We start from the raw sequence: 24,533 nt of genomic DNA, 5'->3' as shown, positions 1-24,533 counted from the left end.
TATCAGGGATAGGGTGAAAACCATGACTAGACTTGAGCCTATCCTTAATCCCTAATCCTATTTTTAATTTCTTAATTGAATTGGCATAGCTAAATAAATCATCTTTAAACCACCCAATGGCGTAAAAATAACTGGAGTTAAGTCTTGATTCAGGTGCATTTGAATTTCTGAAGATGGTAAGGCTTTCAATCCTTCCATCAAATACTTGACGTTAAAGGCAATGTCTATATCTGTTCCAGAGATTTGAGCCGGCATTGACTCTCTACCATTACCCATTTCTTGGGCTTCACAAGATAGGGTTAATTCTTGGGAATTACTATCAATGCTAAGTTTAACAATATTATTCTTTTGATCGGCTAATACGGCAATTCGCTCTAATGTACTTAAAAATTGTCGGCGTTCTACTGTAACTTGTCGTTCAAATTGTTTAGGAATAAGTTGGCGATAAGCTGGGTATTGACCTTCTAAAGTGCGGCTACTAAGACGTTGATTACCCCACGCAAACACCACTTGACCTTGATCTAAATATAGGGCTATGGGTTCATCAGATGCAGCTTTATGAGCCAACATCCGTTCTAGCTCTCGTAAGGCTCTCGCTGGTACTGTAACTTCTAGTTGTTGTTCGTTATCTTCCAATGGACGCTCATTACTAGTCTCTACTACTGCTAGGCGATGTCCATCAGTAGCAGCAAATTCTAATGTGTCTTGCTTAACCGTTAGATGAACGCCTGTGAGGACTTGCTTAGTTTCATCTCCACTTGTCGCAAATAAAGAACCTCGCAATCCTTCAATTAAGGCTGTGGCGGTGATATTAATCGCTTGAGTATTTTCAATCAGAGGTAATTCGGGAAACTCTTCTGCACCCATAGCGCGTAGCTGGTATTTTCCGGTTTTGGGTGTGAGGGTAACGACTAAACCTTCTCCTGTGGCGGTGCTATCTGTCGATTCATCATCTAGGGTGATTTCTCCCTCTGGTAGACGGGAGGTGATATCTACAAGTAATTTAGCAGGAAGTGCGATCGCTCCTTCTTGCCACACCTCAGCATTAAAACTAGTGCGAATACCTAAGCTGAGATCAAAGGCTGTGAGACTTACTTGGTTAGTTTGAGCATCTGCTTGCAGTAGAACATTGGCAAGTACAGGATGAGTTGGTCGTGAAGGTACAGCACGACTAACAAGTGAGAGGTTTGTACTGAGATCGCTTTGAGCGCAAACTAATTTCATGATTAGATTCAGCTGGTGAGTAAATATAGTAGCATTCCCATATCTAGGCAAGAGAGCAGAAGAGAGTAGTTTTTAGTTTTATTCAAAAATATTTGAGTATAAAAATTTATTTAACTTGCGACATTTTAACGGCTATCAGACTATTCTCCTGCTTTAAAAATTGTGGAAACTGTGGAAAACCTTCCGTAATTCCCTAGTTAGTCAAAGTTGGGAAGATAAATATCTGTGGAAAACTTGTGGAAAACTTCTTGAGATTTTCCACAGGGTAATTATACTTAAGGAATTTTTCTCCGAAAATATCAATTTTTCCACAAAAAGGATACTATTTTCCACAAAAGAGATTTAAATTTAATCTATTTTTATACATTACTTAATATTTTAAATCATTTTTAGAGAGTGGCATGATTACTAGTTGTGGAAAACTTTGTCGGATTATTTTCGCCGTGATGAACTAGTCATATTGATGCGATCGCTCAGTTGACGCAGAGTTTGTGATAAACTGCGATCGCTCTCCCTCAATTGAGTAATTTTTTCACAACTGTACATCACAGTTGTATGGTCTTTACCACCAAACTCTTCACCAATTCTCGGTAAACTCAAATCAGTATGCTGCCGCATTAAATACATCCCAATTTGACGCGCCCAGCTAATTTCCCGTCGGCGGGAGTTGCTTTTCAGGTCTTCAATTGAGAGATCAAAATTTTCAGCTATCACCGTTAAAATTACCCCTGGTGTCGCCTCAAATTTCTCTGTGGGAGTTTCTAAAACAGGGGTAATATTTTCTACAGTCATAGGCAACCCCCAAATAGAAATGTAAGCTAAGGCTCTCGTCAAAGCTCCTTCTAATTCCCGAATATTATTAGTATAATTAACAGCAATATATTCAATGACATCACGGGGTAATCTGATATTTTCGTATTCCGCTTTTTTCTGGAGAATAGCCATTCTCGTTTCTAAATCTGGAGACTGAATATCAGCAATCAACCCCATTGAAAAGCGAGAGCAAAGACGCTCTTGTAAGCTGGGAATCTGGTTAGGTGGGCGGTCAGAAGCAATCACAACTTGCTTACCAGCTTCATGTAATGTATTAAAAGTATGGAAAAATTCTTCTTGGGTATACTCCTTACCTTCAAGAAACTGAATATCATCTACTAACAACACATCAGCAGCCCGGTAATGTTCTCGGAAATTCTGCATTTTGTCATTACGAATAGCTGTAATTAAATCGTTAGTAAACTGTTCTGTAGAAACATAAAATATCTTAGAATCAGAGTAAATTCCTAAGCGATAGTGACCAATTGCTTGCATCAGATGAGTTTTGCCTAAACCTACACCACCGCATAAAAATAAAGGATTAAATTCCCGCCCAGGAGATTCAGCAACCGCTAACGATGCAGCATGAGCCATGCGACTGTTTGCCCCCACCACAAATCGGGAAAATACATATTTAAAATTTAAGTCTGTGTTTGGCTGCCTTCTTTTAGTCCCACTTTCCGAGGCATTATTTGGGGTTGGTAATTCCCAATTTACTGCTGACTCCCCTAGTTCTTCAAGGGCATCACTCTGAGCCACCTTTATAGAAATTTCTATAGGATATCCCAAAATATCCTGCACTACATTAGCAATAGTATTAATGTAATACTTTTGTAACCAATTACGAGCAAAGGGATTTGGTGTAACGATAAATAAACAATTATTGTCTAATCTTTCTGCATTAGCAGTTTTAATCCAAGTCTCAAAGGTGGGACGGGATAATTCTATTTGTAAGCGGTCTAGTACCTGAGTCCACAAACTGTCAATAGTAATTTCCATCATTTACTACCTTTGCCACTAATTGTCACAATAGAAGTTATGAGTGCTGAGTTATGAGTTATGAGTGCTGTTAGCAGAGCGGGGCGTTGAGCAGCGTGCTGAGTAGAGGTAAACTAATCATGACTTAGCACAGGTTTCTCTACGTTCCCTAGGGGATAGTCCTATTGCGTAGCTTAGTACACCCCTCTACGCTAACAGCACTGAGTAGTATACTCACTCACAACTCAGCACTGGCTAAACGCCGCGCTACCGCTAACATAACTCAGCACTCAAGAAATCCTAGCACCACCTGACCAACACGGAGAAATAAAGACACATGAAGACAACAGAGTACGTTAGCGGCTTAAAAAATATTCATCTTGAGAGTTGGTTTCAGCACAGGGGAATTAAAAGTATAAAGTTAATGCTCCTGAGTGGGGTAGCACTGGTATCTCTGGGAGGCTGCTCTCTTGTACCGACTAAGACACTACAAAACCGACCGAATGAATCTCAGGCGCAAGTTGCAGCTCAAACTACGACAGATAACACTCTAGAAGTTGCACCTCCACCGATAATTGCATCCTCTGGAGATCCCAACTTTGTTGTCAAAGTCGTGCAGAGTGTAGGGGATGCAGTAGTGAGGATTGATTCTGCCAGAACCGTGACGACTCGTGTCCCCAATGACTTTAATGACCTCATGCCCTTTCCTTTTCGTGGTGAGCCTATACCATCACAACCTAGACAGCGTGTACAAAGAGGTAGCGGTTCAGGATTTATTATCAAAAATTCTGGCAATGGCAAGATTTACATTCTGACTAATGCTCATGTAGTAGATGGTGCTGATGAAGTAACAGTCACTGTCAAGAATCGTGAGCCTTTTGAGGGAAAAGTATGGGGTCAAGACCCAGTAACAGATGTAGCTGTGATTGAAATTAATGCTCAGAACTTACCCATATTATCTTTAGGGAACTCAGATAACTTACAACCAGGACAACCTGTTATTGCCATTGGGAATCCTCTAGGTTTGAATAACACTGTTACTTCTGGAATTATTAGTGCTACTGGCCGTTCTAGTAGTGATATTGGTGCGAGTGATAAGCGTGTTGACTTTTTGCAAACAGATGCAGCCATTAATCCGGGGAACTCTGGAGGCCCATTACTTGATGCTAATGGTCAGGTAATTGGCATGAATACAGCCATAATTCAAGGCGCACAGGGTTTAGGATTTGCTATTCCCGTTAACACTGTCAAGAGAATTTCCCAGGAGTTAATTGAAAAGCGGAGAGTGGATCATCCTTATGTGGGAGTTCAGATGGTAACTCTTACGCCAAAATTTAGAGAAAGATTTAATGAAAGGTTTGGCGATCGCATCAATATTACAGCAGATCAAGGTGTTCTATTAGTCAGAATTGTCCCTCGTTCTCCCGCCGCTATTGCTGGACTCAGAAGTGGAGACATAATTCAAAAAATTAATAATCAACCTGTAACCACAGTTGAACAAGTTCAAAAGCTAGTAGAAAATAGCCAAATTGGTACTCCCTTACAAGTTGAAATAGTCCGTGATGGGCAAACTCAACAATTAGCAGTCAACCCTGCACCTTTACCTGTGCAGAGAGAAGGATAAGTGAAGGGGACGAGGAAGGTAGAAGTTTTCCCAGTCCCCAATCCCCAATCCCTTCAAATTTCTTAACGAGCATTACATCATGACTGAATCACTTCCCATTATCCAATTAGGCGATCGCACATTACGACACAAGGCTGCTTGGGTGGAAAATGTTCATGATGCACGTATTCAACAATTAATTGATGATTTAATTACTACTGCTACCAAAGCTAATGGTGTTGGCATTGCTGCACCACAAGTTGCGGAATCTGTTCGTTTATTTATTGTGGCTTCTCGTCCTAACGCCAGGTATGCCAACGCGCCGGAAATGATCCCAACTGCCATGATCAACCCGAAGATAGTGGCTCACTCAAATGAGGTAGTTAAAGATTGGGAAGGTTGTCTCAGCGTTCCTGGTATCAGAGGCTTAGTTCCTCGGTATCAAGCGATCGCAGTTGAGTACACCGACCGCAATGGCAACTTGCAAAAACAAGAGTTAACTGACTTTGTAGCTCGTATATTTCAGCACGAGTATGACCATTTAGATGGCGTTGTTTTTGTAGATCGTCTAGAATCTAATCTAGATATGGTCACTGAAGAAGAATACCAAAAAATGTAGTCAACAATACATAACAAAAAATCTTCTTAAGAATGATACCTAACAATTTATTTTAATGTATACTTAACCTATTGTTAACCTTACGTCGGGTGTAGCTATCGGATAGATGTCACAAACTATTATTAGTCGCGAAAGGTTAAGTCGAAATCTGCATCTGCCAAGATTTTTCGACTTAAGCTTTACTCAGCGTCGCAACAATGAAGTGAAAATGAATACGAATAGCAGTAAAGTGGTTACAGAGCCACAATTAAGATTTTCTGCTACTGGTATGCAAGTTGTACACGCAACCAATGGGCGCATACGCATCAAAGCGACTGAAGATAGTTTTAGCTCCAACTGTAAGACTATCATCCAATACTTAGGGCAGTTTCCAGGTGTGAAAGAAGTTGCTACCAACAAGCAAACCAGCAGCTTGGTAGTTAGCTTTGATGAAAAGCAACTGTCACTGTCCGAGATGTTGGGTATATTGCAACAACTAAATATTCAGACATCCCCAGATGCAGCTGTATCAGACCCCTTTGCTGCATGGAAATCTGTTGACTTTTGGAAAGAGCAGACCATATCTTTCATCCCCTTAATGACAGGGTTAGCAGTTACAGGCAGATTAGGGATTAGCGGTTTAGCATCGATTCCAGTCTATATGATTACCGCAGATGCCACGCGTCGGGTAATTGATTATTTAAAACCACTAATTGCTAGTGAGTTTAACGGTGAAAGTGGAGATGGGGGTGATAAATCTGCAAACAAAGAAACTAAAGCCCCGATTGTGAAACAAGATAGAGAGATAACAACCTGGTCAGCTAAAGTGACCTATAGTGTTATACATAAAATACCTGGAAGAATTAGATTTCACCTGCCAATATTGACTAGCGATCGCGCCTATGGACGGAGATTGGAGAAGTTGTTGAAAACTGATCCAGTAGTCGAAAATGTGCGAATCAATAGTGATGCAGCCTCAATTGCAATTACCTACAAACCAAACGCAGAAATAGCTGTATCTCATTGGGTGAGTCTAATGGAATTAGCCCTAGAGACAACCCCCCCAAAAGTTCCCGTCAGCGAAGTCTTACAGACAACACCACCTACATCTGAGCCAGTTGTAGCTCAACAGCTAACTGAGCCAGACAATATCAAAACAGCTGAAGTCCAAACAATATATATATCCAGTTGGTGGGCTGATATGAAATCTTCAGCACTATCTTATTCTTTAGACTTTATCGCAAACTTGCCACTTTAAATAGTTCCTAGCTTAGAAATCCGGGAGGAATCAAGATGGACGATTCTGCATCAGATGCTGTTCCGCGACCGAGAGAACATCACTACACATATTCTGCACAGCTAGCGTATAACCTCACATACGCATTGCTAGAACAATTGACTTTATCTGACCCAAAAATTGGTAAATATCAAATATATCTGCAACACCTGTTCACTTTGATAGATCAGGAAATTGGGCTATCTGATTCCATCGGTGGGGATCGCTGCCAAAACCTACTGCATTTAACAAAATTGCAAATCTGCATTTAGTCCAATCTCTTCAGATGGGAGTTAGTGCTGAAAACACGAGGGCAAAAGAGGGTTTTGCCTAGGGGTCTAGTTTTATTTTTTTACCGAAGAGACAACTATCAAAAACAAGTTTATCCAGCGCATCAGGGATTAATCAATGGCAAAAACAACCATCCAACTAGCGTCGCCTCATATTCCTCAGTCTTTAGAAGTTGTGGAAGTCAAGAGTGAGGAATTTGTAACGCCGATAGTTTCTTATCAGACAGTAGAAAAACAGCATAGCAAGGTGTTTGTGACTGCGGCTCAAGTTCCAACTCACAAGCAGATTGCTCAAATTAGCCACAATATCGTCCATGCCGTTCCAGGTAGGTTACGCTGGCGTGTGCCTCGATTACGCTACGATACAGACTATGCAAAACGTCTGTTAGCTTTGTTAGAAGCTGATCCCCTAGTCACGCAGACTAGAATCAAACCAGCTGCGGCATCTGTGGTTGTTATATACAAAAACAGTAAGATTACAGATATAAAAATGCGATCGCGTCTTAGCTGTCTCATTGTGGCTGCTAGCGATCCGGGAATCCTCCCACTCAATACTAAACAGTCATTAGCTGCACAAGAAGACAAAGAAGAAACACCCTGGCCGGGATTGCAACTTTCTGCCTTAGCCACCGGTTTAGCGGTGCTGGGTGGCCCTTTAGGAGTGTCGATCCCCCCTATTTTGACGGCGGGAACTATTGCCTTAGCGACATTACCCGTATTTCAAAGAGCGTTTGTAGGTATTACGACCCAACGCAAATTTACTATCGACTTCTTAGACCTTATGGCGATCGCCATTACTACCGTCCAAGGACAGTTTCTCACACCATCGCTGATGTTGAGTTTAATTGAAATTGGCGAAAATATCCGCGATCGCACTGCTCGTTCCTCCAAAATGCAAACCCTAGATTTACTCAATTCCCTAGGACAATTTGTTTGGGTTGAACGAGATGGCGAGAAGGTGCAAATCCCTATCCAACAGGTACAAGCAGGAGATACAGTCATCGTTTATCCTGGGGAACAAGTACCAGTAGATGGCAGCATTATTAAAGGTAAGGCACTCCTAGATGAGCAAAAGTTAACTGGCGAATCTGTGCCTATTTTGAAAACCAAAGGACAGCCTGTATTTGCTTCTACATTGGTACGGGAAGGGCGGGTTTACATCCAAGTGGAAAGAGTAGGTAACGACACCCGCGCCGGACAGAGCATCAAATTAATGCAAGAAGCTCCTGTCCATGATACCCGCATGGAGAATTACGCCATCAAATTTGCGGAAAAAGCCGTTGTGCCGACGCTTTTCCTAGGAGCAGTTGTATTTGCTGCTACCCGTAACCCAGCACGGGCAGCTAGTGTTTTGACCCTTGATTTTGCTACCGGGATTAGAGTATCTGTACCCACAACCGTATTAGCGGCACTTTCCTATGCAGCTCGCCAAGGGATTCTCATCCGTAGTGGTCGAGCCTTAGAACAACTAGCAGAAGTTGATACTATTGTCTTTGATAAAACAGGCACACTCACCCAAGGAGAAGTATCGGTAATTGCGGTCGAAAGTTATAATTCGGAAATATCTAGCGATCGCATCTTGGCAATAGCCGCCGCCGCCGAGCAACGTTTAACACATCCAGTAGCCGAGGCCGTGATTCGCTATGCCGAAGCCCAAAAAGTAACCATTCCCAGCCGTAGCAAGTGGGATTATCAACTTGGCTTAGGTGTAAAAGCTGAGATTGATGGCGAGACTGTGTACGTGGGTAGCGAAAGATTTTTGTGTCAGCAAGATATAAATATGGAGGTACTCAACGGCAACGGACAAAAAGCCACTTCGGTAATTTATGTCGCCAGTAATGGGCAACTTCAAGGTAGAATAAGATATAGTGATGTTCTCCGCCCAGAAAGCCGGGAAGTCATCTCCCAACTGATGAATGTAGAGGGTGTGGAGGTGCATATGCTGACTGGTGATAACAAGCGCACAGCCCAAGCTGTAGCGACTGAATTGGGGATTGCACCCAGCCATACTCACGCAGAAGCTTTTCCAGAACAAAAAGCAACAGTAGTCCGCCAACTGCACGAACAAGGGAAGACAGTAGCATTTGTAGGAGATGGAATCAATGATTCTCCAGCTTTAGCCTACGCCGACGTATCTGTATCCTTTGCCCACGGTTCAGAAATCGCCCGTGAAACAGCAGACTTGGTATTAATGCAAAATGACTTGCATGGATTATTAGAAGCGATCGCGATCGCTCGTCAAGCCAAGCACTTAATTCGCCAAAACACCGGTATTGTTGCTATACCTAACTTGGGAGCATTAATTATGGCTGTGTTGTTTGGTTTGAACCCCCTAGCAGCAACTGTTGTTAACAACGGCTCAACCATAGTTGCTGGAGTCAACGGCTTACGCCCCATTCTCAAGCATTCATCTCAAAAAGCTCTACCATCAGGGAGATGAGATGACAAATCTAGCAAGACTAGGCTAAAAAGCTTTCATACAAGTTTTCCAATTTAAATATCGGAGGAATGAATTATGGCCCCTAAAATCACCGACTTTATTGAAGACGCTGGCGCACCCGGACTGATCGCTGGTATCGGTGCAGTATTACTAGCTCCTGTACTTCTCCCTGTTTTTGCAGGTATCGGTAAACCCATAGCTAAATCAATCATCAAAGGCGGAATCGTTGCTTATGAAAAAAGCAAAGGTGCTTTTGCTGAACTAGGCGAAACTTGGGAAGATGTAGTTGCTGAAGCTAAAGCTGAACTAGCAGAAGATAAAGAAACACCAGCTTTTGAACCTGCTGCTAATACAATTGATGCTTCGGCTGAGAATGGAGTCTAGATTGGTAATGGGTAATTGGTAATTGGGTTTTCCGATGATCAATTACTCATGTACTCCAAACAAAATAATTATATTTGAATTGAGGGATAAGTAAGTTTGTAGTAAGGACTTTAGTCCTTAGAAAAATCAGGACTAAAGTCCTTACTACGAACCGTCAAAACTAACTTGATAGACTACTAGTTTTACCCATATCTAGAATTTTGATAATTTATTTAAATATTCAATAAAAATGATATTTGGAAAAACATTAATATTTCTTTTATAAATCGAATTTATTGTGAATTACGAATTAACTAATTTAGGGAGGTGAGTTGATGTTAACAAATAGTCATGGGAATTTGACTACAATGCCAACAGTTAAAGAGCGCATCAATTTTAATAAATCATCCCAGCCTATATCTACCAAAATTGTTAGTGATACTCCAGGTAGACTCAGGTTGAGAGTTGCCCATGCTCACCGTCAGGCTGACACCATGCAACACATTGCTAATACACTAGAAGCCAAGCCTAACGTTCAAGAAGTGCGAACTAATATTGATCATGGCAGTATTTTAATTAAGCATGATGGTACAAATGGCAGCTTCAAAGATGTATTAGCAACGTTACAAGATTTAGGCATAATTTTTGCAGAGATTACAGATGGTAACACCAAAGCTGCCACAACTGTAGCTAGTACAGTTGTAGATTTGAATAAACGAGTCAAACAAGCAACAGATGGTGTTGTAGATATCCGCTTTCTCTTTCCCTTGGGACTGAGTATTTTGGCAGTGAGACAGTTAATAATCAAAGGTTTGCAGTTTGAAATTATTCCTTGGTATGTGTTGGCTTGGTATTCCTTTGATAGTTTTATCAAACTACATGGAATTACCCCACAAAAGTCTAGTGGGGAATAGGGCATAACAATTCAAAATTCAAAATTGAATAGCTTATGCCTTATCCTCTGCTCCCCATTCCCCAGTCCCCAGTCCCTAATTAAATACTCGGTGTTGTAGAGAAGGCATTTGACGGCGGACTTGTTCTAGACGTGAGGGATTAATTTCAGCGATCGCCACTCCCGGTTTATCGCCAGCATCAGCTAAAATTGTCCCCCAAGGGTCAATAATTACCGCGTGTCCGTGAGTAAGACGACGACCGTAATTATTACCAGTTTGGGCTGGAGCAATCACGTAGGCTGTATTTTCAATGGCTCTAGCTTGTAGTAATACTTGCCAGTGGTCTTTACCTGTAAACGCTGTAAAAGCAGCAGGTATAAAAATCACATCTACACCCTTAGTTGACAGATGACGGTAGAGTTCAGGGAAGCGGACATCATAGCAAATAGACACCCCGATATTTCCCAAAGTTTCTGAGAAATAGACTGGTGGTAGTTGCTCACCGGCTACGACTGTACTAGATTCCCGGTAGGTATTACCGTCAGGAACATTCACATCAAACAGGTGAACCTTATTGTAATGGGCGAGTTCTTCACCACTAGGGTCAAGTAAAATTGTCGTGTTATAGACCTTACCTGTATCTCCGACGGGTACGGGGAAGCTACCGCCTAAGATGGTAATTTGGTAGCGTTGCGCCATTTTTTTGATGAAAATTTCACTTTCATGGGCGATCGCTTCTGCTTGTGCCAGTTTATCTTTTTCCTCTCCCATAAATGAAAAATTTTCTGGCAACCCCACTAACTCTGCACCTCGGCGCACAGCCAGATCAATTAATTCTTCAGCTTGTACCAAATTCTTTTGTAAATCTGGCACACTGGTCATTTGAATAGCGGCGGCTAAATAAGACTTCATAGACTTAGCAAGCAATGTAGTTGTGTGCGATAGATAATCAAATATACCGTTACTTCAATATCTGACAAAGGGGAAATCAATTTAAAATTCAAAATCCAAAATTTGTTGACTGTTGTTATTAAACCTTGATGAATTGGGCGTGATGGTTGATACTGCTATTCTCATTCAAACTTTTATTGCAGTCTTTGTCTTGGCAGATGCCATAGGTAATATACCAGTGGTTTTAGCCTTAACTAAGGGTATAACACCAGAAGAAAGAAATAAAGTCATTGATAAGGCAATGGTTGTAGCGATCGCAGTTCTGCTAATATTTGCCTTTGCTGGTCAATATATTTTGACTTATTTAGAAATTAGCATGGGGTCGTTGCGGGTGGCTGGGGGATTATTACTGCTGTTAATCGCCTTGCAAATGCTCAGGGGAGAATTAGATACACCCATTCATGAACAAGGGCGGGATATCTCAATTACGCCTTTAGCTTTGCCTTTGTTAGCAGGCCCAGGTACGCTAACAACCGTGATGTTATTCATGTCTAAGTCCCAGAGTCCCCATCTGGCTGTAGTGTTGGGGGTTTTGGGGGCGATGTTTGTTACTTGGTTAATTTTGCGTTTGGCAAACAAGATTGATAGTTTGATTGGTGTTGAAGGTGCGGTGATTGTCACGCAACTATTAGGTTTTCTGTTGGCTGCTTTGGCGGTAGAGATTGGTAGCACCGGGATTAGAGAATTGTTTTTGCAGTAGAAAACGCAGTCATAGCCGTAATTTTACGGTCAAGCTATTACTACTTAACCTCTTATTTGATATTCCTTAACCTGTAGTCATTGATTGAAGGGTTATTAAGTGTAATTGCGTAACGAGTCACTTTTTAGCCTGGGAGTATTATTTAATGAAATTAGCTAAGAGCTTAGGCATTGCTACTTTTGCTGCTATCTCTGTAGCGGCGATCGCACCTAGAGCAGCACAAGCTGCCATAGTTAATTACAATTTCACTGTCAACGCTACATCTGGCGACGATCCTGGCCAGTATTTCGGTTCTTTTAAATATGATGATTCATTCTTAACTGGTTTAGGTTCTGAGATTTTAGGAGTTGAGAATGGATTAAAAGTAGCATTCAACTACTTAGGTAATAACTATACAGAGGCTGATGATCTTGATTTCGACTTGTACCCTATAGTCACTTTCAACAATGGCAGTCTTCAAGGACTTAGCTATTTTGTTGCTGATCAGTTTATTATCGGCAGTGATGTTAATACCCCAGAGGTAGGAGGAAACATTTTCTACACAATTAGCGGATCAGTAAATACAACGCAAGTAGGTACAGTCAGCTACGCGAAAGTACCAGAACCATTTGCTGTTGGTGGAACTGCGATCGCAGCTACTCTGGGTCTGTGGATAAATCGTAAGAAGAAAGCCGCAGTAGTAGGCTAGAAATACTAGTTGGTAACATTACTAGTTAGGCAGGTTTTATACCTGTCTTTTCTGTTGTCTAAAAAAATAGAGATGCTGCACTGCAACATCTCTACAAAAATTATCGGAGGGAAAATTTTAAATTACAGACCACCAATAACGCCACCATCATTGCGGGTAATAACTACCGTTGATGAACGAGGACGGCCAGGTAGACCATAACCTTGACTGTAAGGCCAGTGGCTGTTCTGGGTGGGATTCGCGGTAGTCCCACCATCACCAGGGTGCTGGATACCGACAAACATCGCTTTACCATCAGGTGTAGTGATAACACCAGTTACTTCACAATCAGTAGGGCTAGTTAGGAAACGTCTCACCTGTTTGGTGTTGGGGTCAGCACACGACATTGTGTTACTACCGATGTTTACCAAATCACCAACACCATCACCTGAGTGGTCAGTCTGAATCCACAGACGACCGAAATCATCGAACCACAAACCATCTGGTGAACTGAGGTCATCACCTTGAATGTTGCCTTTGAGATTTGCTTCAGGTCTTGTTTTATCGCCGGCTTCAATGAAAATATCCCATTTGAAGGTAGTAGCTGCAACACTGCGTCCATCTTCGCGCCAGCGAATAATATGACCGTAGCGGTTGTCAGGACGTGGGTTAGCAGCATCCAGGGGAGGACGCGCACTACCTCCAGCCGTTGAACCGTCTGGTTGGTTGACAGTAGGGGGGTTTCCTGTACCACGGCGGTTATTGTTGGTCAGGGTGCAGTAGACTTCGATCTCTCTAAATCCACCAATCCGAGGACGTACAGCTACCCACTCTGGTCTATCCATCATGGTTGCGCCGACTCTATCACCAGCTTGACGTGTCTTAACCAATACTTCAGCTTGGCTATTGAAACCGTTCTGTGGTGTCAGACCATTTCGTCCATAGACTAGAGGTATCCATTGACCAGTACCGTTGTCATTGAACTTAGCAACATAAAGAACACCAGTATCGAGCAAATCGCGGTTAGCATCACGATTTCCAGGATTATAGGGTTGGGCGCAAACGAACTTGTAAATGTAATCGTTACGCTCGTCGTCACCCTGATAGAACGCTACACGATTATTGTCATCAACAACAACTTGTGCGCTTTCATGCTTGAAGCGTCCCAGGGCTGTACGTTTAACGGGTGTGCTTCCGGGAGTGTATGGATCGATTTCTACTACCCAGCCGAAGGTGTGGGGTTCGAGTGGGTTGGTGCGGTTGTTAAAGCGTGGGTCAACTTCATGCCAACGATAGCCGAAACCATTAGCGGAAAGACCGTACCGATTTTGTCCTGCTAGAACTTCTGAATCTGCAATCCCTGGAGTGGAAGCTAAAGGCTCACCATTGTTACCGAAGTAACCATTCCAGTTTTCCTCACAGGTTAAGTAAGTACCCCAAGGAGTGTAACCATGAGCGCAGTTGTTTGCTGTACCATAAGCGGTGAAACCGTCGTTTGTGCCAATCTCAACAGAGCCATCTGGGTTGATAGCAAACTTTTTGGATTTCAACAAATCACTACCAGCCGCAGGACCGGAAATTCGCATTGGGGTATTGGCAGTAATGCGGCGACCATAAGACGAATTGCGGTTGAAAGTCCAGTCATTACCATTCTTGGTAATTTCTACAACAGACACACCATGAGCAGCCTGAGACTTACGCACCTTCTGAATTGTGACCGGACTCAGACCTTCTGAACCATGCAGAATTGTTTCCTGGGTATATTCGTGGTTTACACACAACAGGCCAGTGTTTATGTCCTGATTTAAAAAGCCTCTTAATGATCTGGCTTGTGAACCAACTGTCCGACCAACAGCATTCCCTGGTTGTAGAGGGAAATAGTGCATACCATCAACGTGCATACCATACTGCATTTCTTGAGCCGCAGCATCTTGGGAGGCATCTGGTAGCCAGTCAGGTGCGGTGGGCATGATTGGGTCTCCCCAAGCAATCAACACTTTGGCTGTGTAACCTTCAGGAACACTAACCAAATCCTTTTCTAAGAGTCCTGTCGCTGGGTTGCGTAAATTTGGCGGAATACTCTTGAAGCCAATGCCAGCAAATCCTGTTCCTTTGGGAATTGGTGCTGCTTCAACACTTTGGAGAAAGCCACCAATAGAAACATCACCTAGAACAGTTAGTACCGACGTACCCACAGCTGTCATGATGAACCGCCGACGACTTAGACTCACACGATCAATCACGTCACGGATTGACTCGTTCTTAGATTGATTGAGCGTTACATTATTTTTCGGGTGAAAGCGTCCTTTCATTCTCTGTTCTCCATTTTGGGATTGACGGCTTTACTTACTGTTCAGTTCATTCTTTAAAGGAAAGAGCAATCGTAATTGTCAATAAACGCTCTAAAAAATTACATAAAATATTCAATTTCCCTGGCTTTACAACAGTGAATGAGCAGCATAAATTACAAAATTAGAAAATATTTGATTAAGTCAGATAAACCTTGCTGTTTTCCTAGATTCATATTGAAGTAATCATAGTAATAACAGACTCACAAACCCTACCGATAGGAAGTTATTGTGTCGGTTCTAATTAAATGTTTGTATTACAACATACTTTCCAAATATTTTCTAAACCTGTCAAAGCTGCTCATACTGGCAACAATTATTGAAATTTAATCAATGATTGTTAACGCCAGGTTATATATTCATTAATTAAAGTTTATTAACAAGTATTTTTTGAGAGAAAATACTGCTTTGTTGTCAGTGTTCGTAGTAAGGACTTCAGTCCTTATCTTCCAAGGAATAAAGTCCTTACTACGAACTAGGAACTGTGTTAAGTGTCGGACTGTCCTATCCTGGAGATGGGTAGTTCTGTTGTGGGTGAGACTGTGTTTATCAGCGTTGTGATACCAACTTATAATCGCCAGCCAATTTTAGAAAAATGCCTACAGGCTTTGGAGATGCAGCAACTGAGTGCATCAAGTGTTGTAGGTGATTATGAAGTTGTCTTAGTAGATGATGGTTCTACTGACGGTACATTGGATTGGTTAGCAGCACACAAAGAAGAGTTTCCCCATGTGCGCTGGTTTGAGCAAGACCATGCGGGGCCTGCGGCGGCGCGAAATTTGGGCGTAGAACAGGCACATGGGGACATCGTTATATTTATAGATAGTGATTTAGTTGTCCTCGAAAATTTCCTGCAAGCTCATGCAGATGCTTTAGTGCAGGGTCAAGAGAAATTAGCAAGCGATCGCTTTTTTACCTACGGTGCAGTCATTAATACTTGCAATTTCGACAATCCCACCGCCGAACCCTATAAAATCACAGATTTCTCCGCCGCGTTTTTCGCTACAGGGAACGTCGCCATTCCCAAACACTGGTTAAAAGAAGCCGGATTGTTTGACACTGGCTTTCAACTCTACGGCTGGGAAGATTTAGAACTTGGTGTCAGGCTGAAAAATCTAGGCTTAAAACTCATCAAATGCCCAGCAGCCGTTGGTTATCACTGGCATCCAGCATTTAACTTAGACCAAATTCCCAACTTAATCGAGAAAGAAATTCAACGCGGTCGCATGGGCGTTTTATTTTATCAAAAGCACCCAACTTGGGAAGTCAAAATGATGATTCAAATGACTTGGTTTCATCGTTTACTATGGGGGCTTCTATCACTCAACGGCGCATTAAATGAACGGACAATGACCCCGTTTTTACAATGGTTGATTAATTTAGGCAAGCCACAGCTAGCTTTAGAAATTGCCCGAATTTTCCTCAACTGGTACAACGTCAAGGGTGTTTATGAGGCTTATGCTCAATTGAGTGGGGAGTGAGTGCTGAGTAATGAGTAATGAGTAATGAGTAATGAGTGGGGAGTTATTCAATTTTGAATTTTGAATTTATATACCCAATGCCCAAGCATAAATGTGCTACCCTAGGGGGGTTGTCTAAAATTCCGCACATCCAGGAATTCGGGTGTTTCCAATTTGGGAGATACACCTGGGTGGAGGTTTAACCCGAATAGGAGAAAGAAAATATATGCCAGTAGTTTCATTGGCTCAAATGATGGAGTCAGGAGTTCACTTTGGTCATCAGACCCGACGCTGGAATCCTAAGATGTCTCCTTACATCTACACATCTCGTAATGGTGTACACATCATTGATTTGGTGCAAACAGCCCATTTGATGGATGATGCGTATAACTATATGCGATCGCAAGCGGAGCAAGGTAAAAAGTTTCTCTTTGTTGGCACTAAGCGGCAAGCAGCAGGTATTATCGCCCAAGAAGCTGCCCGTTGCGGTTCTCATTATATTAATCAACGGTGGTTGGGTGGAATGCTCACTAACTGGGCAACCATTAAAACTAGAGTAGACCGCCTCAAAGACTTGGAACGTCGGGAAGAAAACGGTGCATTAGATTTATTGCCGAAAAAAGAAGCATCTATGCTGCGTCGCGAAATGACAAAACTACAAAAATATTTGGGCGGCATCAAAACGATGCGGAAAGTCCCTGATGTGGTGGTAATTGTAGACCAGCGTCGGGAATATAACGCCGTTCAAGAATGCCAAAAACTCTCAATCCCCATCGTGTCGATGCTGGATACAAATTGTGATCCAGATGTAGTAGATATTCCCATTCCAGCAAATGACGACGCTATCAGATCAATTAAATTGATCGTTGGTAAATTGGCGGACGCTATTTATGAAGGTCGTCACGGTCAGCTAGATACAGAAGAAGACTACGAAGACTACGAAGGCGGCGAGGAAGATTACGAATACGACGAAAGTGATTACGCTGAGTCTGCTCCCGAAGGAGAAGAGGGAGAATAAGCACAACATGAGGATGAAGCATGAACAATAAAAAGCTCACATTTCATACTTCATCTTCAAGAGTTGAAATTTCATCGTTTTTCTTCCCCAGCCCTGAGTAAGATAGAAATACTCAAAACTCTTGCATAGTGTTGAGTCCTGAGTTACGAGTGCTGAGTATGATCCCAATAGCTCAAGTTTGGAGAACTAAACAACAAAAAATTGCTTGTTTCTCTATTAAAAAAGCGCGAGCAAAGCAAATAAGTTTCAAATACTTCTAGCCTAGATACTCAGCACTCATCACTTTTAACTCAGCACTGTTTTGGTGAGCGATTACAACTCAAGGTCAAGTTAGGAATTGAGGCAACATGGCGGAAATATCTGCAAAACTCGTCCAAGAGCTACGCCAAAAAACTGGTGCAGGCATGATGGACTGCAAAAAGGCACTGAAAGAAAATGAAGGCGATATAGAACTAGCTACAGACTGGCTACGGAAAAAAGGCATCGCCTCTGCGGGTAAAAAAAGCGATCGCATTGCGGCAGAAGGTCTGGTAGAAACCTACATTCGACCGGATGGCAAAGTCGGCGTACTCATTGAAGTGAACTGCCAAACAGATTTTGTTGCCCGTAACGATGCTTTTAAAGCTCTAGTTAAAAGTCTAGCCCAGCAAGCCGCGACTGCCGATAGTGTTGAGTCTTTGCTAGCTCAACCCTACATTGAAGATAATAACGTCACCGTAGATGAATTCATCAAGCAAACCACTGCTAGTTTAGGTGAAAACATTCAGGTACGTCGCTTTGTAAATTACGCCATCGGGGATACACCAGGAGTAGTAGATAGCTACATTCATACTGGTGGTCGAGTTGGTGTGTTAGTCGAGCTGAATTCTCAATCTGAAGCAGCTGCTAGCAACGAAGAATTCCAAGCATTGGCTCGGAACGCCGCAATGCAAGTTGCAGCTTGTCCCAATGTGGAATATGTCAGTGTAGACCAAATTCCTGCCGCATTTGTCAACAAAGAAAAAGACATCGAAATGGGCAAGGATGACTTGGCTAACAAACCAGAAAACATCAGAGAAAAAATCGTTCAGGGACGAATTGAAAAACGCCTGAAAGAAATGACTTTGCTAGACCAACCTTACATTCGCGACCAAAGTATTTCTGTAGAAGACTTAATGAAGCAAGTGAAGGCTAAAGTCGGCGAAGATATCTCAGCACGCCGCTTTGTTCGCTATATCCTAGGCGAAGGCATTGAAAAGCAAGAAAGCAATTTTGCTGAAGAAGTTGCCGCTCAAATGGGTGCGAAATAGTTCTGAGTAATAAGTAATGAGTAATGAGTAATGAGTAATGAGTTAAAAGACTTCTACAATGCTTAGACATCAAGTATAAGTACATAAGTATTGAGAAATGATAGAATCACTCGTTACTCGTAACTCAGCACTCGTTACTCACAACTCAGCACTCAGCACTTTTTACAGACAGGTCAAGCAAATAGCCTGACCTGTATTTTATTTAAAATTTTAAAGAATATAGATGATTATTTGCCAATAATTACATACATTTGTACTATTAAGGCTCAAGTGGATAAAAATATGGCCAGAGCAATTGAGCGAATTGAACGGGATATTGCGGTGTTGCAAGAAGCAATTCAAGCGATCGCCACAGAACTCCAAAGTGCTTATACTAATTATTTAGCAGCCTTGGGTCAAGCACTACGAAAACAGTTAATTCTGGCAAGTTACCACCTATGTACCCAAGGGTATCCCGAAAATTTTCTGAAGTTGTCATTAAATCAGCGACAAAAATTACAACAAAGTATCCGCAATTTGGGTCAACAAGCAGCAGAGGTATTACTTACTCATCTGATGATTGAGGAAGATGTAGAAATAATTGCAACTTCCGACACCGTTGAAGATGAGGGAGATATTGACAGCATGGAGAATGAGGCAGATGAAGAAGTCACATCTGGCTTATTATCCTCAGATATTGAACAATCTCCTGATTCTGCTCCTGAACCTCATATTTTTGACATTTCTAACCCAATCGAATTAGCAAAATGGCAACAGCACGTAGAAGCTGAAACCCAACGCACCCTGAGAAAAGTTTCCCATGAAGCTAATTTGATCTTACAAAAAGCTGGAGTTTTGCCGCAAAAATTACCAGAACCCATTTTAGAAGCCGCCGCCGCCGCCGCCTCGGAAGCTTCAGCAGAAATGATGCCAGGGCCGCCTAACATCTTAAACTTAGTTATTGAAATTGAAGATGAGCAAGATGTAGAAGAATCCAGCTTAACCCGAATTATGACTATTAATTTGCGGTTAGGAGAAATAGAATTTGCTGATGCGACACTTGCTGCTAGTCGCAAGCAAATTCGTGACATTTTAGTACAACTGAATAAACTAGGAAGAGAGTATCAAAGAAAGCAAAGGGAACGCTCAATTGCAGAAGCAGAAGCTGCATGGCGAGCTAGTTGGTATGAGAATTAGCTATAATTCATAATTCGTAATTCGTAATTCGTAATTTATGGTTTCAAGCCCCTAATTTAAGTTATGGAAAATCGAAAAATGCGTAGCATCATTGTCCAAACTTCTAGATTTATCTATGGGGTAGTAACTAATGCCCAATGCTTAATGAGTAATGAGTAATGAGTAATGACTAATGAGTAATGACTAACGATCAGCCAGATTGGATACGCTTACATAAAGCCTTGGCAGTAGAAGCAGAACACGGCTTTACAGACTTGGTGGGTAGACAATACCGCTTCAGTGAATTTCTCAGCCTGACATTTGGGAAATTCCCTACGAGTTTACCGCCAATGGAACGCCGACGCTGGCAAGAAATGGCAGCGCAATTTGCTAATTATCCCAATCTGCAACTGAAAGAGCGTCAACATTTAATAGCGGAAACGCGGAGATATCTTTATCAACTGGAAAAAGAGCAGGGGAGCAGGGGAGCAGGGGAGCAGGGGAAAAGTTATAAATCTAAAGTGCCTAATTCTGCGCCGCTTGTAGCAGAAGTTAGCAGGAGATTAGCTCCCAAAATTGACCAAAAACTCAGTGATTTACCAGAAATAGGCATTCGTAAAGCTGATAAATTGGCGGCTTTGGGTTTGTACACCGTGCGGGATTTACTGTTTTACTACCCCCGTGACCATATTGACTATGCCCGTCAGGTGAATATCCGGGAGTTGCAGGGGGGTGAAACGGTGACAATTGTGGCTACAGTCAAACGTTGCAACTGCTTTACTAGCCCCAAAAATCAAAAATTATTGATTTTAGAATTAGTTCTCAAAGATAATACGGGTCAAATTAAGGTAGGTCGTTTTTGGGCGGGGGCGCGTTTTACCAGTCGTGCTTGGCAAGAAACTCTAAAACGACGCTACCCAGTGGGGAGTGTGGTGGCGGCTTGTGGGTTAGTGAAAGGTAGTAAATACGGCTTGACGCTGGATAACCCTGAGTTGGAAGTGTTGGCAAATCCAGGGGATAGCATTGAATCCTTAACTATGGGGCGGGTAGTACCAATTTATGCTCTCACTGAGGGAGTGATGGCGAATATGGTACGAGAGGCGGTGATTGCGGTTTTACCTGCGGCGGCGCAACTGAAAGACCCATTGCCCAAAGGTTTGCGGGAAAAGTATGGTTTGATGGAATTAAAGGATGCGATCGCTAATATCCATTTCCCTGACGATAGCGATAGTCTCAAAACTGCCCGTCGTCGCTTGGTCTTTGATGAATTTTTCTACCTACAACTAGGTTTATTACAACGTCAGCAGCAAGCCAAAGCTATCCAAACTAGTGCTATTCTCGCTCCCAAAGGACAGTTAATTGAGAAATTCTACGAAGTCCTACCATTTCAACTCACCGGCGCACAGCAACGAGTCCTGAATGATATCCTCAACGACCTGCAAAAAACTACACCGATGAATCGGCTAGTACAGGGTGATGTGGGTTCAGGTAAAACTGTTGTGGCGGTAGTGGCAATTTTAGCTGCCATTCAATCGGGCTACCAAGCAGCCTTAATGGCCCCGACAGAAGTTTTGGCAGAGCAGCATTATCGTAAGTTAGTTAGCTGGTTTAACTTGTTACATTTGCCAGTGGAATTACTGACAGGCTCAACTAAAACTGTGAAACGGCGAGAAATCCATTCACAGCTAGTAACTGGTGAATTACCCTTACTAGTGGGAACTCACGCCTTAATTCAAGACACTGTAAACTTTCAACGCTTGGGGTTAGTGGTAATTGATGAGCAGCATCGTTTTGGAGTAAAACAACGGGCGTTGTTACAACAAAAAGGTGAACAACCCCATGTATTAACTATGACTGCTACCCCGATTCCCCGCACACTGGCGTTAACTGTACATGGGGATTTGGATGTCAGCCAGATTGATGAGTTACCACCAGGACGACAAGCAATTCAAACGACTGCATTGACCAGTCAGCAACGCACCTCTGCTTATGACCTGATGCGGCGAGAAATTGCCCAAGGTAGGCAAGTTTATGTAGTATTACCTTTGGTGGAAGAATCTGAGAAACTAGATTTGCGATCGGCTGTGGAAGAACACCAAAAGCTGAAAGAAAGTATTTTTCCAGAGTTTCAGGTGGGGTTGTTGCATGGGCGCATGAGTTCGGTTGAGAAGGACGAAGCCATTACTAAGTTCCGTGATAATCAAACGCAGATTTTAGTTTCTACTACTGTTGTGGAAGTTGGTGTAGATGTACCTAATGCAACAGTGATGCTCATTGAAAATGCGGAGCGATTTGGTTTGTCACAACTGCACCAATTGCGAGGACGGGTTGGCCGGGGTGCAGCTAAATCCTACTGTTTATTGATGAGTAGTTCCAAAAGTCCTGATGCTCAACAACGATTAAAAGTTTTGGAACAGTCCCAAGATGGCTTTTTCATTTCGGAAATGGATATGCGGTTTCGAGGGCCGGGAGAGGTTTTAGGGACTCGCCAATCAGGCGTGGCGGATTTTACTTTGGCTAGTTTAGTAGAAGATGAGGAAGTTTTATTGTTAGCAAGGCAAGCGGCGGAGAAAGTAATAGAAATAGATGCTAGTTTAGAGCGTTGGACTTTAATGAAGGCAGAGTTGAAATATCGCTATGAACGTTTGATGGGTGGTGCTATTTTAACTTGATTGGGTGTGAATTGAGGTGGAAGTTTAAACGCAGAGGGGCGCGGAGGTAAGCGCAAAGTTACGCCGAGAATTTGCTAACTTCTGTAGTCAGTTATGCTCAAATAAGCTGGAGATAGATGCTGATAATAGTAGAATTTACAGCTAATTAAAAATCATGGCGATATAGTGAACTTATATGGAAAAGTCAAAATATTGTACATTTTCCATCAAAACCTATGCGGTTAAACAAATTCCGAGTTAGGATTGTTGTTTAGCGGTGCTTTAATTCAATATCGAGTTCAATTTTTGGAATTTTATGGACAAAAGTCCACTAGATGGCAGTATCATCCTCCTCTGAGTTGGCGAGTTAGTCTCCCAACGCGGGGGAGACTATAGGAGGTAGTATCATGCTCACACAGGATATTCGCAATTCGCTCATCGATATTGCTGACTTAAACCAGCTGAAGTGGGATTTAAATCAGTCGCCACCTGTGGATGTGGGAGAATATATTGCACAATTGCCCGAAAAAAAGCGTGCGATCGCTTTTCGTTTGCTCAACAAAGATCAAGCAATTGATGTATTTGAATATTTACCAACAGAGGTTCAGGAAGAACTCATCAATTCTCTACATGATACTCAAGTGGTGCAACTTGTAGAAGCAATGAGTCCTGATGAACGGGCAGAATTATTTGATGAATTGCCTGCTGTAGTCATTAAACGGCTATTGCGAGAGCTGAGTCCAGAACAACGGCAAGCAACTGCAACTATTCTCGGTTATCCCGAAGGTACGGCCGGGCGGATCATGACTACAGAATATGTGCGGTTGCGGGAAGGATTGACTGTAGGAGAAGCCCTCAGTAAGATTCGCCGTCAAGATGAAGACAAAGAAACCATCTACTATGCTTATGTCACAGATGATAACCGTAAGCTGGGGCGGGTTGTGTCACTGCGACAGTTGTTGTTTACCTTCCCGGAAGTTTTGATTCGAGATATTGCTAGCGATCGCGTCATTAAGGTAAGAACTGATACACCCCAAGAAGAAGTCGCCCAAATCATGAAACGCTATGACTTAATCGCTATCCCTGTGGTTGACAAGGAGGAGCGATTAGTCGGTATTATTACGATTGATGATGTAGTCGATGTTTTAGAAGAAGAAGCGACAGAAGACTTCCAAAGATTGGCAGGTGCTAGCGGTGATGAAGATACTTTGTCTTCTCCCCAAGTGACTATGCGTAAGCGTTTGCCTTGGTTGTTGGGGATTATGGCTTTGTATATTGGAGCTGCAAGTGCGATCGCGCCATTTCAATCGGTAATTGCGGCTGTGCCAGTATTAGCGGTAATTATGCCTATATTTTCTAATACAGGTGGTACTGTGGGCATTCAATCACTCACAGTTACTATCCGAGGTTTGGGGGTGGGGGAAGTCACACCCAAAGATACTATGAAAATTCTCCGTAAGGAAATTCTCGCAGGTTTAGGTACAGCAGTAGTTTTAGCTATAACGATGTTTGCCCTTTCGCTAATTTGGGCTAAACCCCAAGAGAGATGGGTCGCTTTAATTGCCGGAGTGGTCATGGCAACTAATACAATGGTAGCTGTAACCCTTGGGACTCTGCTGCCAATGGCTTTAAAACGCCTAAAGCTAGACCCTGCCCTCATGAGCGGCCCCTTAGTCACCACCATGCTTGATACAATTGGGTTTTTAACTTTCCTCAGTATGATTTCTGTAGCTTTGAAAGTTTTTAATTTACCAACTTAGAAAGGAGGGGTGTAGGGGTTTAGGGGTGTAGGGGTAAAGTTGTTTCTAGCTTTTCT

General features: G+C 42.5%; 19 protein-coding genes. 15 read left to right on the top strand and 4 right to left on the bottom strand.

Annotated elements, in window-relative coordinates; genetic code table 11:
• Positions 1–63 precede the first annotated feature (63 nt).
• The gene (dnaN, locus tag ACM0OR_RS06925; protein ID WP_190699428.1) at positions 64–1,224 is read right to left on the bottom strand and encodes a DNA polymerase III subunit beta; all 1,161 of its coding nucleotides are present in this window, start codon (positions 1,222–1,224) and stop codon (positions 64–66) included.
• Positions 1,225–1,656: 432 nt separating this feature from the next.
• Entirely contained in the window at positions 1,657–3,036 is a 1,380-nt protein-coding gene (dnaA, locus tag ACM0OR_RS06920) for a chromosomal replication initiator protein DnaA (protein WP_323267050.1), read from the bottom strand.
• 316 nt (positions 3,037–3,352) lie between these two features.
• Here dnaA and ACM0OR_RS06915 point away from each other — a divergent pair, with 316 nt between their 5' ends.
• The 7 genes from ACM0OR_RS06915 to ACM0OR_RS06885 all read left to right on the top strand — a co-directional run bounded on the left by ACM0OR_RS06915 (position 3,353) and on the right by ACM0OR_RS06885 (position 10,499).
• Complete coding sequence (locus tag ACM0OR_RS06915; RefSeq protein ID WP_190699434.1) at positions 3,353–4,639, top strand: HhoA/HhoB/HtrA family serine endopeptidase; 1,287 nt, start codon at positions 3,353–3,355, stop codon at positions 4,637–4,639.
• A gap of 79 nt (positions 4,640–4,718) precedes the next feature.
• Positions 4,719–5,237, top strand: a complete 519-nt coding sequence (gene def / locus ACM0OR_RS06910; RefSeq protein WP_414575590.1) for a peptide deformylase — start codon at positions 4,719–4,721, stop codon at positions 5,235–5,237.
• 106 nt (positions 5,238–5,343) lie between these two features.
• Entirely contained in the window at positions 5,344–6,474 is a 1,131-nt protein-coding gene (locus tag ACM0OR_RS06905; RefSeq protein WP_414575589.1) for an HMA2 domain-containing protein, read from the top strand.
• A gap of 35 nt (positions 6,475–6,509) precedes the next feature.
• Entirely contained in the window at positions 6,510–6,764 is a 255-nt protein-coding gene (locus tag ACM0OR_RS06900) for a hypothetical protein (protein WP_414575588.1), read from the top strand.
• A gap of 136 nt (positions 6,765–6,900) precedes the next feature.
• The gene (locus tag ACM0OR_RS06895; protein WP_414575587.1) at positions 6,901–9,222 is read left to right on the top strand and encodes a heavy metal translocating P-type ATPase; all 2,322 of its coding nucleotides are present in this window, start codon (positions 6,901–6,903) and stop codon (positions 9,220–9,222) included.
• Between the two features lie 75 nt (positions 9,223–9,297).
• On the top strand, positions 9,298–9,606 hold the full coding sequence (locus ACM0OR_RS06890) for a DUF5132 domain-containing protein (protein ID WP_414575586.1): 309 nt from the start codon (positions 9,298–9,300) through the stop codon (positions 9,604–9,606).
• Positions 9,607–9,920: 314 nt separating this feature from the next.
• Positions 9,921–10,499, top strand: a complete 579-nt coding sequence (locus ACM0OR_RS06885; RefSeq protein WP_414575585.1) for an HMA2 domain-containing protein — start codon at positions 9,921–9,923, stop codon at positions 10,497–10,499.
• A 75-nt stretch (positions 10,500–10,574) separates the two neighbouring features.
• Here ACM0OR_RS06885 and ACM0OR_RS06880 read toward each other — a convergent pair whose 3' ends face one another.
• Positions 10,575–11,390 (bottom strand): carbon-nitrogen hydrolase family protein, encoded by an 816-nt coding sequence (locus ACM0OR_RS06880; protein WP_414575584.1) that lies wholly within the window; start codon positions 11,388–11,390, stop codon positions 10,575–10,577.
• A gap of 142 nt (positions 11,391–11,532) precedes the next feature.
• Between ACM0OR_RS06880 and ACM0OR_RS06875 the strand changes: the two genes are divergently transcribed.
• Together ACM0OR_RS06875 and ACM0OR_RS06870 are read left to right on the top strand one after the other, a co-directional pair.
• On the top strand, positions 11,533–12,129 hold the full coding sequence (locus ACM0OR_RS06875) for a MarC family protein (RefSeq protein ID WP_190699457.1): 597 nt from the start codon (positions 11,533–11,535) through the stop codon (positions 12,127–12,129).
• A gap of 145 nt (positions 12,130–12,274) precedes the next feature.
• A complete protein-coding gene (locus ACM0OR_RS06870) occupies positions 12,275–12,817 on the top strand; it encodes a PEP-CTERM sorting domain-containing protein (protein WP_414575583.1) in 543 nt (180 codons plus the stop codon).
• Positions 12,818–12,939: 122 nt separating this feature from the next.
• On the opposite strand, the gene ACM0OR_RS06865 is transcribed toward ACM0OR_RS06870, so the two are convergent.
• Entirely contained in the window at positions 12,940–15,108 is a 2,169-nt protein-coding gene (locus ACM0OR_RS06865) for a PhoX family protein (protein WP_414575581.1), read from the bottom strand.
• A 551-nt stretch (positions 15,109–15,659) separates the two neighbouring features.
• Between ACM0OR_RS06865 and ACM0OR_RS06860 the strand changes: the two genes are divergently transcribed.
• The 6 genes from ACM0OR_RS06860 (at position 15,660) to mgtE (ending at position 24,477) form a co-directional block, all read left to right on the top strand.
• A complete protein-coding gene (locus tag ACM0OR_RS06860) occupies positions 15,660–16,625 on the top strand; it encodes a glycosyltransferase family 2 protein (protein ID WP_414575617.1) in 966 nt (321 codons plus the stop codon).
• Between the two features lie 205 nt (positions 16,626–16,830).
• Positions 16,831–17,622, top strand: a complete 792-nt coding sequence (gene rpsB / locus ACM0OR_RS06855) for a 30S ribosomal protein S2 (RefSeq protein ID WP_414575580.1) — start codon at positions 16,831–16,833, stop codon at positions 17,620–17,622.
• Between the two features lie 347 nt (positions 17,623–17,969).
• On the top strand, positions 17,970–18,911 hold the full coding sequence (gene tsf / locus ACM0OR_RS06850; protein WP_414575579.1) for a translation elongation factor Ts: 942 nt from the start codon (positions 17,970–17,972) through the stop codon (positions 18,909–18,911).
• Between the two features lie 282 nt (positions 18,912–19,193).
• Positions 19,194–20,087, top strand: a complete 894-nt coding sequence (locus tag ACM0OR_RS06845) for a hypothetical protein (protein ID WP_414575578.1) — start codon at positions 19,194–19,196, stop codon at positions 20,085–20,087.
• Positions 20,088–20,266: 179 nt separating this feature from the next.
• A complete protein-coding gene (gene recG, locus ACM0OR_RS06840; protein WP_414575577.1) occupies positions 20,267–22,738 on the top strand; it encodes an ATP-dependent DNA helicase RecG in 2,472 nt (823 codons plus the stop codon).
• A 386-nt stretch (positions 22,739–23,124) separates the two neighbouring features.
• Positions 23,125–24,477: a magnesium transporter gene (gene mgtE / locus ACM0OR_RS06835; RefSeq protein ID WP_190699476.1), complete on the top strand. Its 1,353-nt coding sequence runs from the start codon at positions 23,125–23,127 to the stop codon at positions 24,475–24,477.
• Positions 24,478–24,533: the final 56 nt, after the last annotated feature.

The organism is Anabaena sp. CCY 9402-a (genome assembly GCF_963920945.1).
Classification (GTDB): Bacteria; Cyanobacteriota; Cyanobacteriia; order Cyanobacteriales; family Nostocaceae; genus Trichormus; species Trichormus minutissimus.
Note: the sequence above shows the minus strand (reverse complement) of the source record. Positions and strands in the feature narration are given on the sequence as shown.

Bases quoted from the DNA above. Each gene is read 5' to 3' on its own strand.
- ACM0OR_RS06900 (WP_414575588.1), top strand. From the start codon at position 6,510: ATGGACGATTCTGCATCAGATGCTGTTCCGCGACCGAGAGAACATCAC.
- def (WP_414575590.1), top strand. From the start codon at position 4,719: ATGACTGAATCACTTCCCATTATCCAATTAGGCGATCGCACATTACGA.
- ACM0OR_RS06845 (WP_414575578.1), top strand. From the start codon at position 19,194: ATGGCCAGAGCAATTGAGCGAATTGAACGGGATATTGCGGTGTTGCAA.
- ACM0OR_RS06870 (WP_414575583.1), top strand. From the start codon at position 12,275: ATGAAATTAGCTAAGAGCTTAGGCATTGCTACTTTTGCTGCTATCTCT.
- ACM0OR_RS06895 (WP_414575587.1), top strand. From the start codon at position 6,901: ATGGCAAAAACAACCATCCAACTAGCGTCGCCTCATATTCCTCAGTCT.
- ACM0OR_RS06865 (WP_414575581.1), bottom strand. From the start codon at position 15,108: ATGAAAGGACGCTTTCACCCGAAAAATAATGTAACGCTCAATCAATCT.
- ACM0OR_RS06905 (WP_414575589.1), top strand. From the start codon at position 5,344: ATGTCACAAACTATTATTAGTCGCGAAAGGTTAAGTCGAAATCTGCAT.
- ACM0OR_RS06880 (WP_414575584.1), bottom strand. From the start codon at position 11,390: ATGAAGTCTTATTTAGCCGCCGCTATTCAAATGACCAGTGTGCCAGAT.
- rpsB (WP_414575580.1), top strand. From the start codon at position 16,831: ATGCCAGTAGTTTCATTGGCTCAAATGATGGAGTCAGGAGTTCACTTT.
- recG (WP_414575577.1), top strand. From the start codon at position 20,267: ATGACTAACGATCAGCCAGATTGGATACGCTTACATAAAGCCTTGGCA.
- ACM0OR_RS06885 (WP_414575585.1), top strand. From the start codon at position 9,921: ATGTTAACAAATAGTCATGGGAATTTGACTACAATGCCAACAGTTAAA.
- ACM0OR_RS06875 (WP_190699457.1), top strand. From the start codon at position 11,533: ATGGTTGATACTGCTATTCTCATTCAAACTTTTATTGCAGTCTTTGTC.
- dnaN (WP_190699428.1), bottom strand. From the start codon at position 1,224: ATGAAATTAGTTTGCGCTCAAAGCGATCTCAGTACAAACCTCTCACTT.
- mgtE (WP_190699476.1), top strand. From the start codon at position 23,125: ATGCTCACACAGGATATTCGCAATTCGCTCATCGATATTGCTGACTTA.
- ACM0OR_RS06915 (WP_190699434.1), top strand. From the start codon at position 3,353: ATGAAGACAACAGAGTACGTTAGCGGCTTAAAAAATATTCATCTTGAG.
- ACM0OR_RS06890 (WP_414575586.1), top strand. From the start codon at position 9,298: ATGGCCCCTAAAATCACCGACTTTATTGAAGACGCTGGCGCACCCGGA.
- ACM0OR_RS06860 (WP_414575617.1), top strand. From the start codon at position 15,660: ATGGGTAGTTCTGTTGTGGGTGAGACTGTGTTTATCAGCGTTGTGATA.
- dnaA (WP_323267050.1), bottom strand. From the start codon at position 3,036: ATGGAAATTACTATTGACAGTTTGTGGACTCAGGTACTAGACCGCTTA.
- tsf (WP_414575579.1), top strand. From the start codon at position 17,970: ATGGCGGAAATATCTGCAAAACTCGTCCAAGAGCTACGCCAAAAAACT.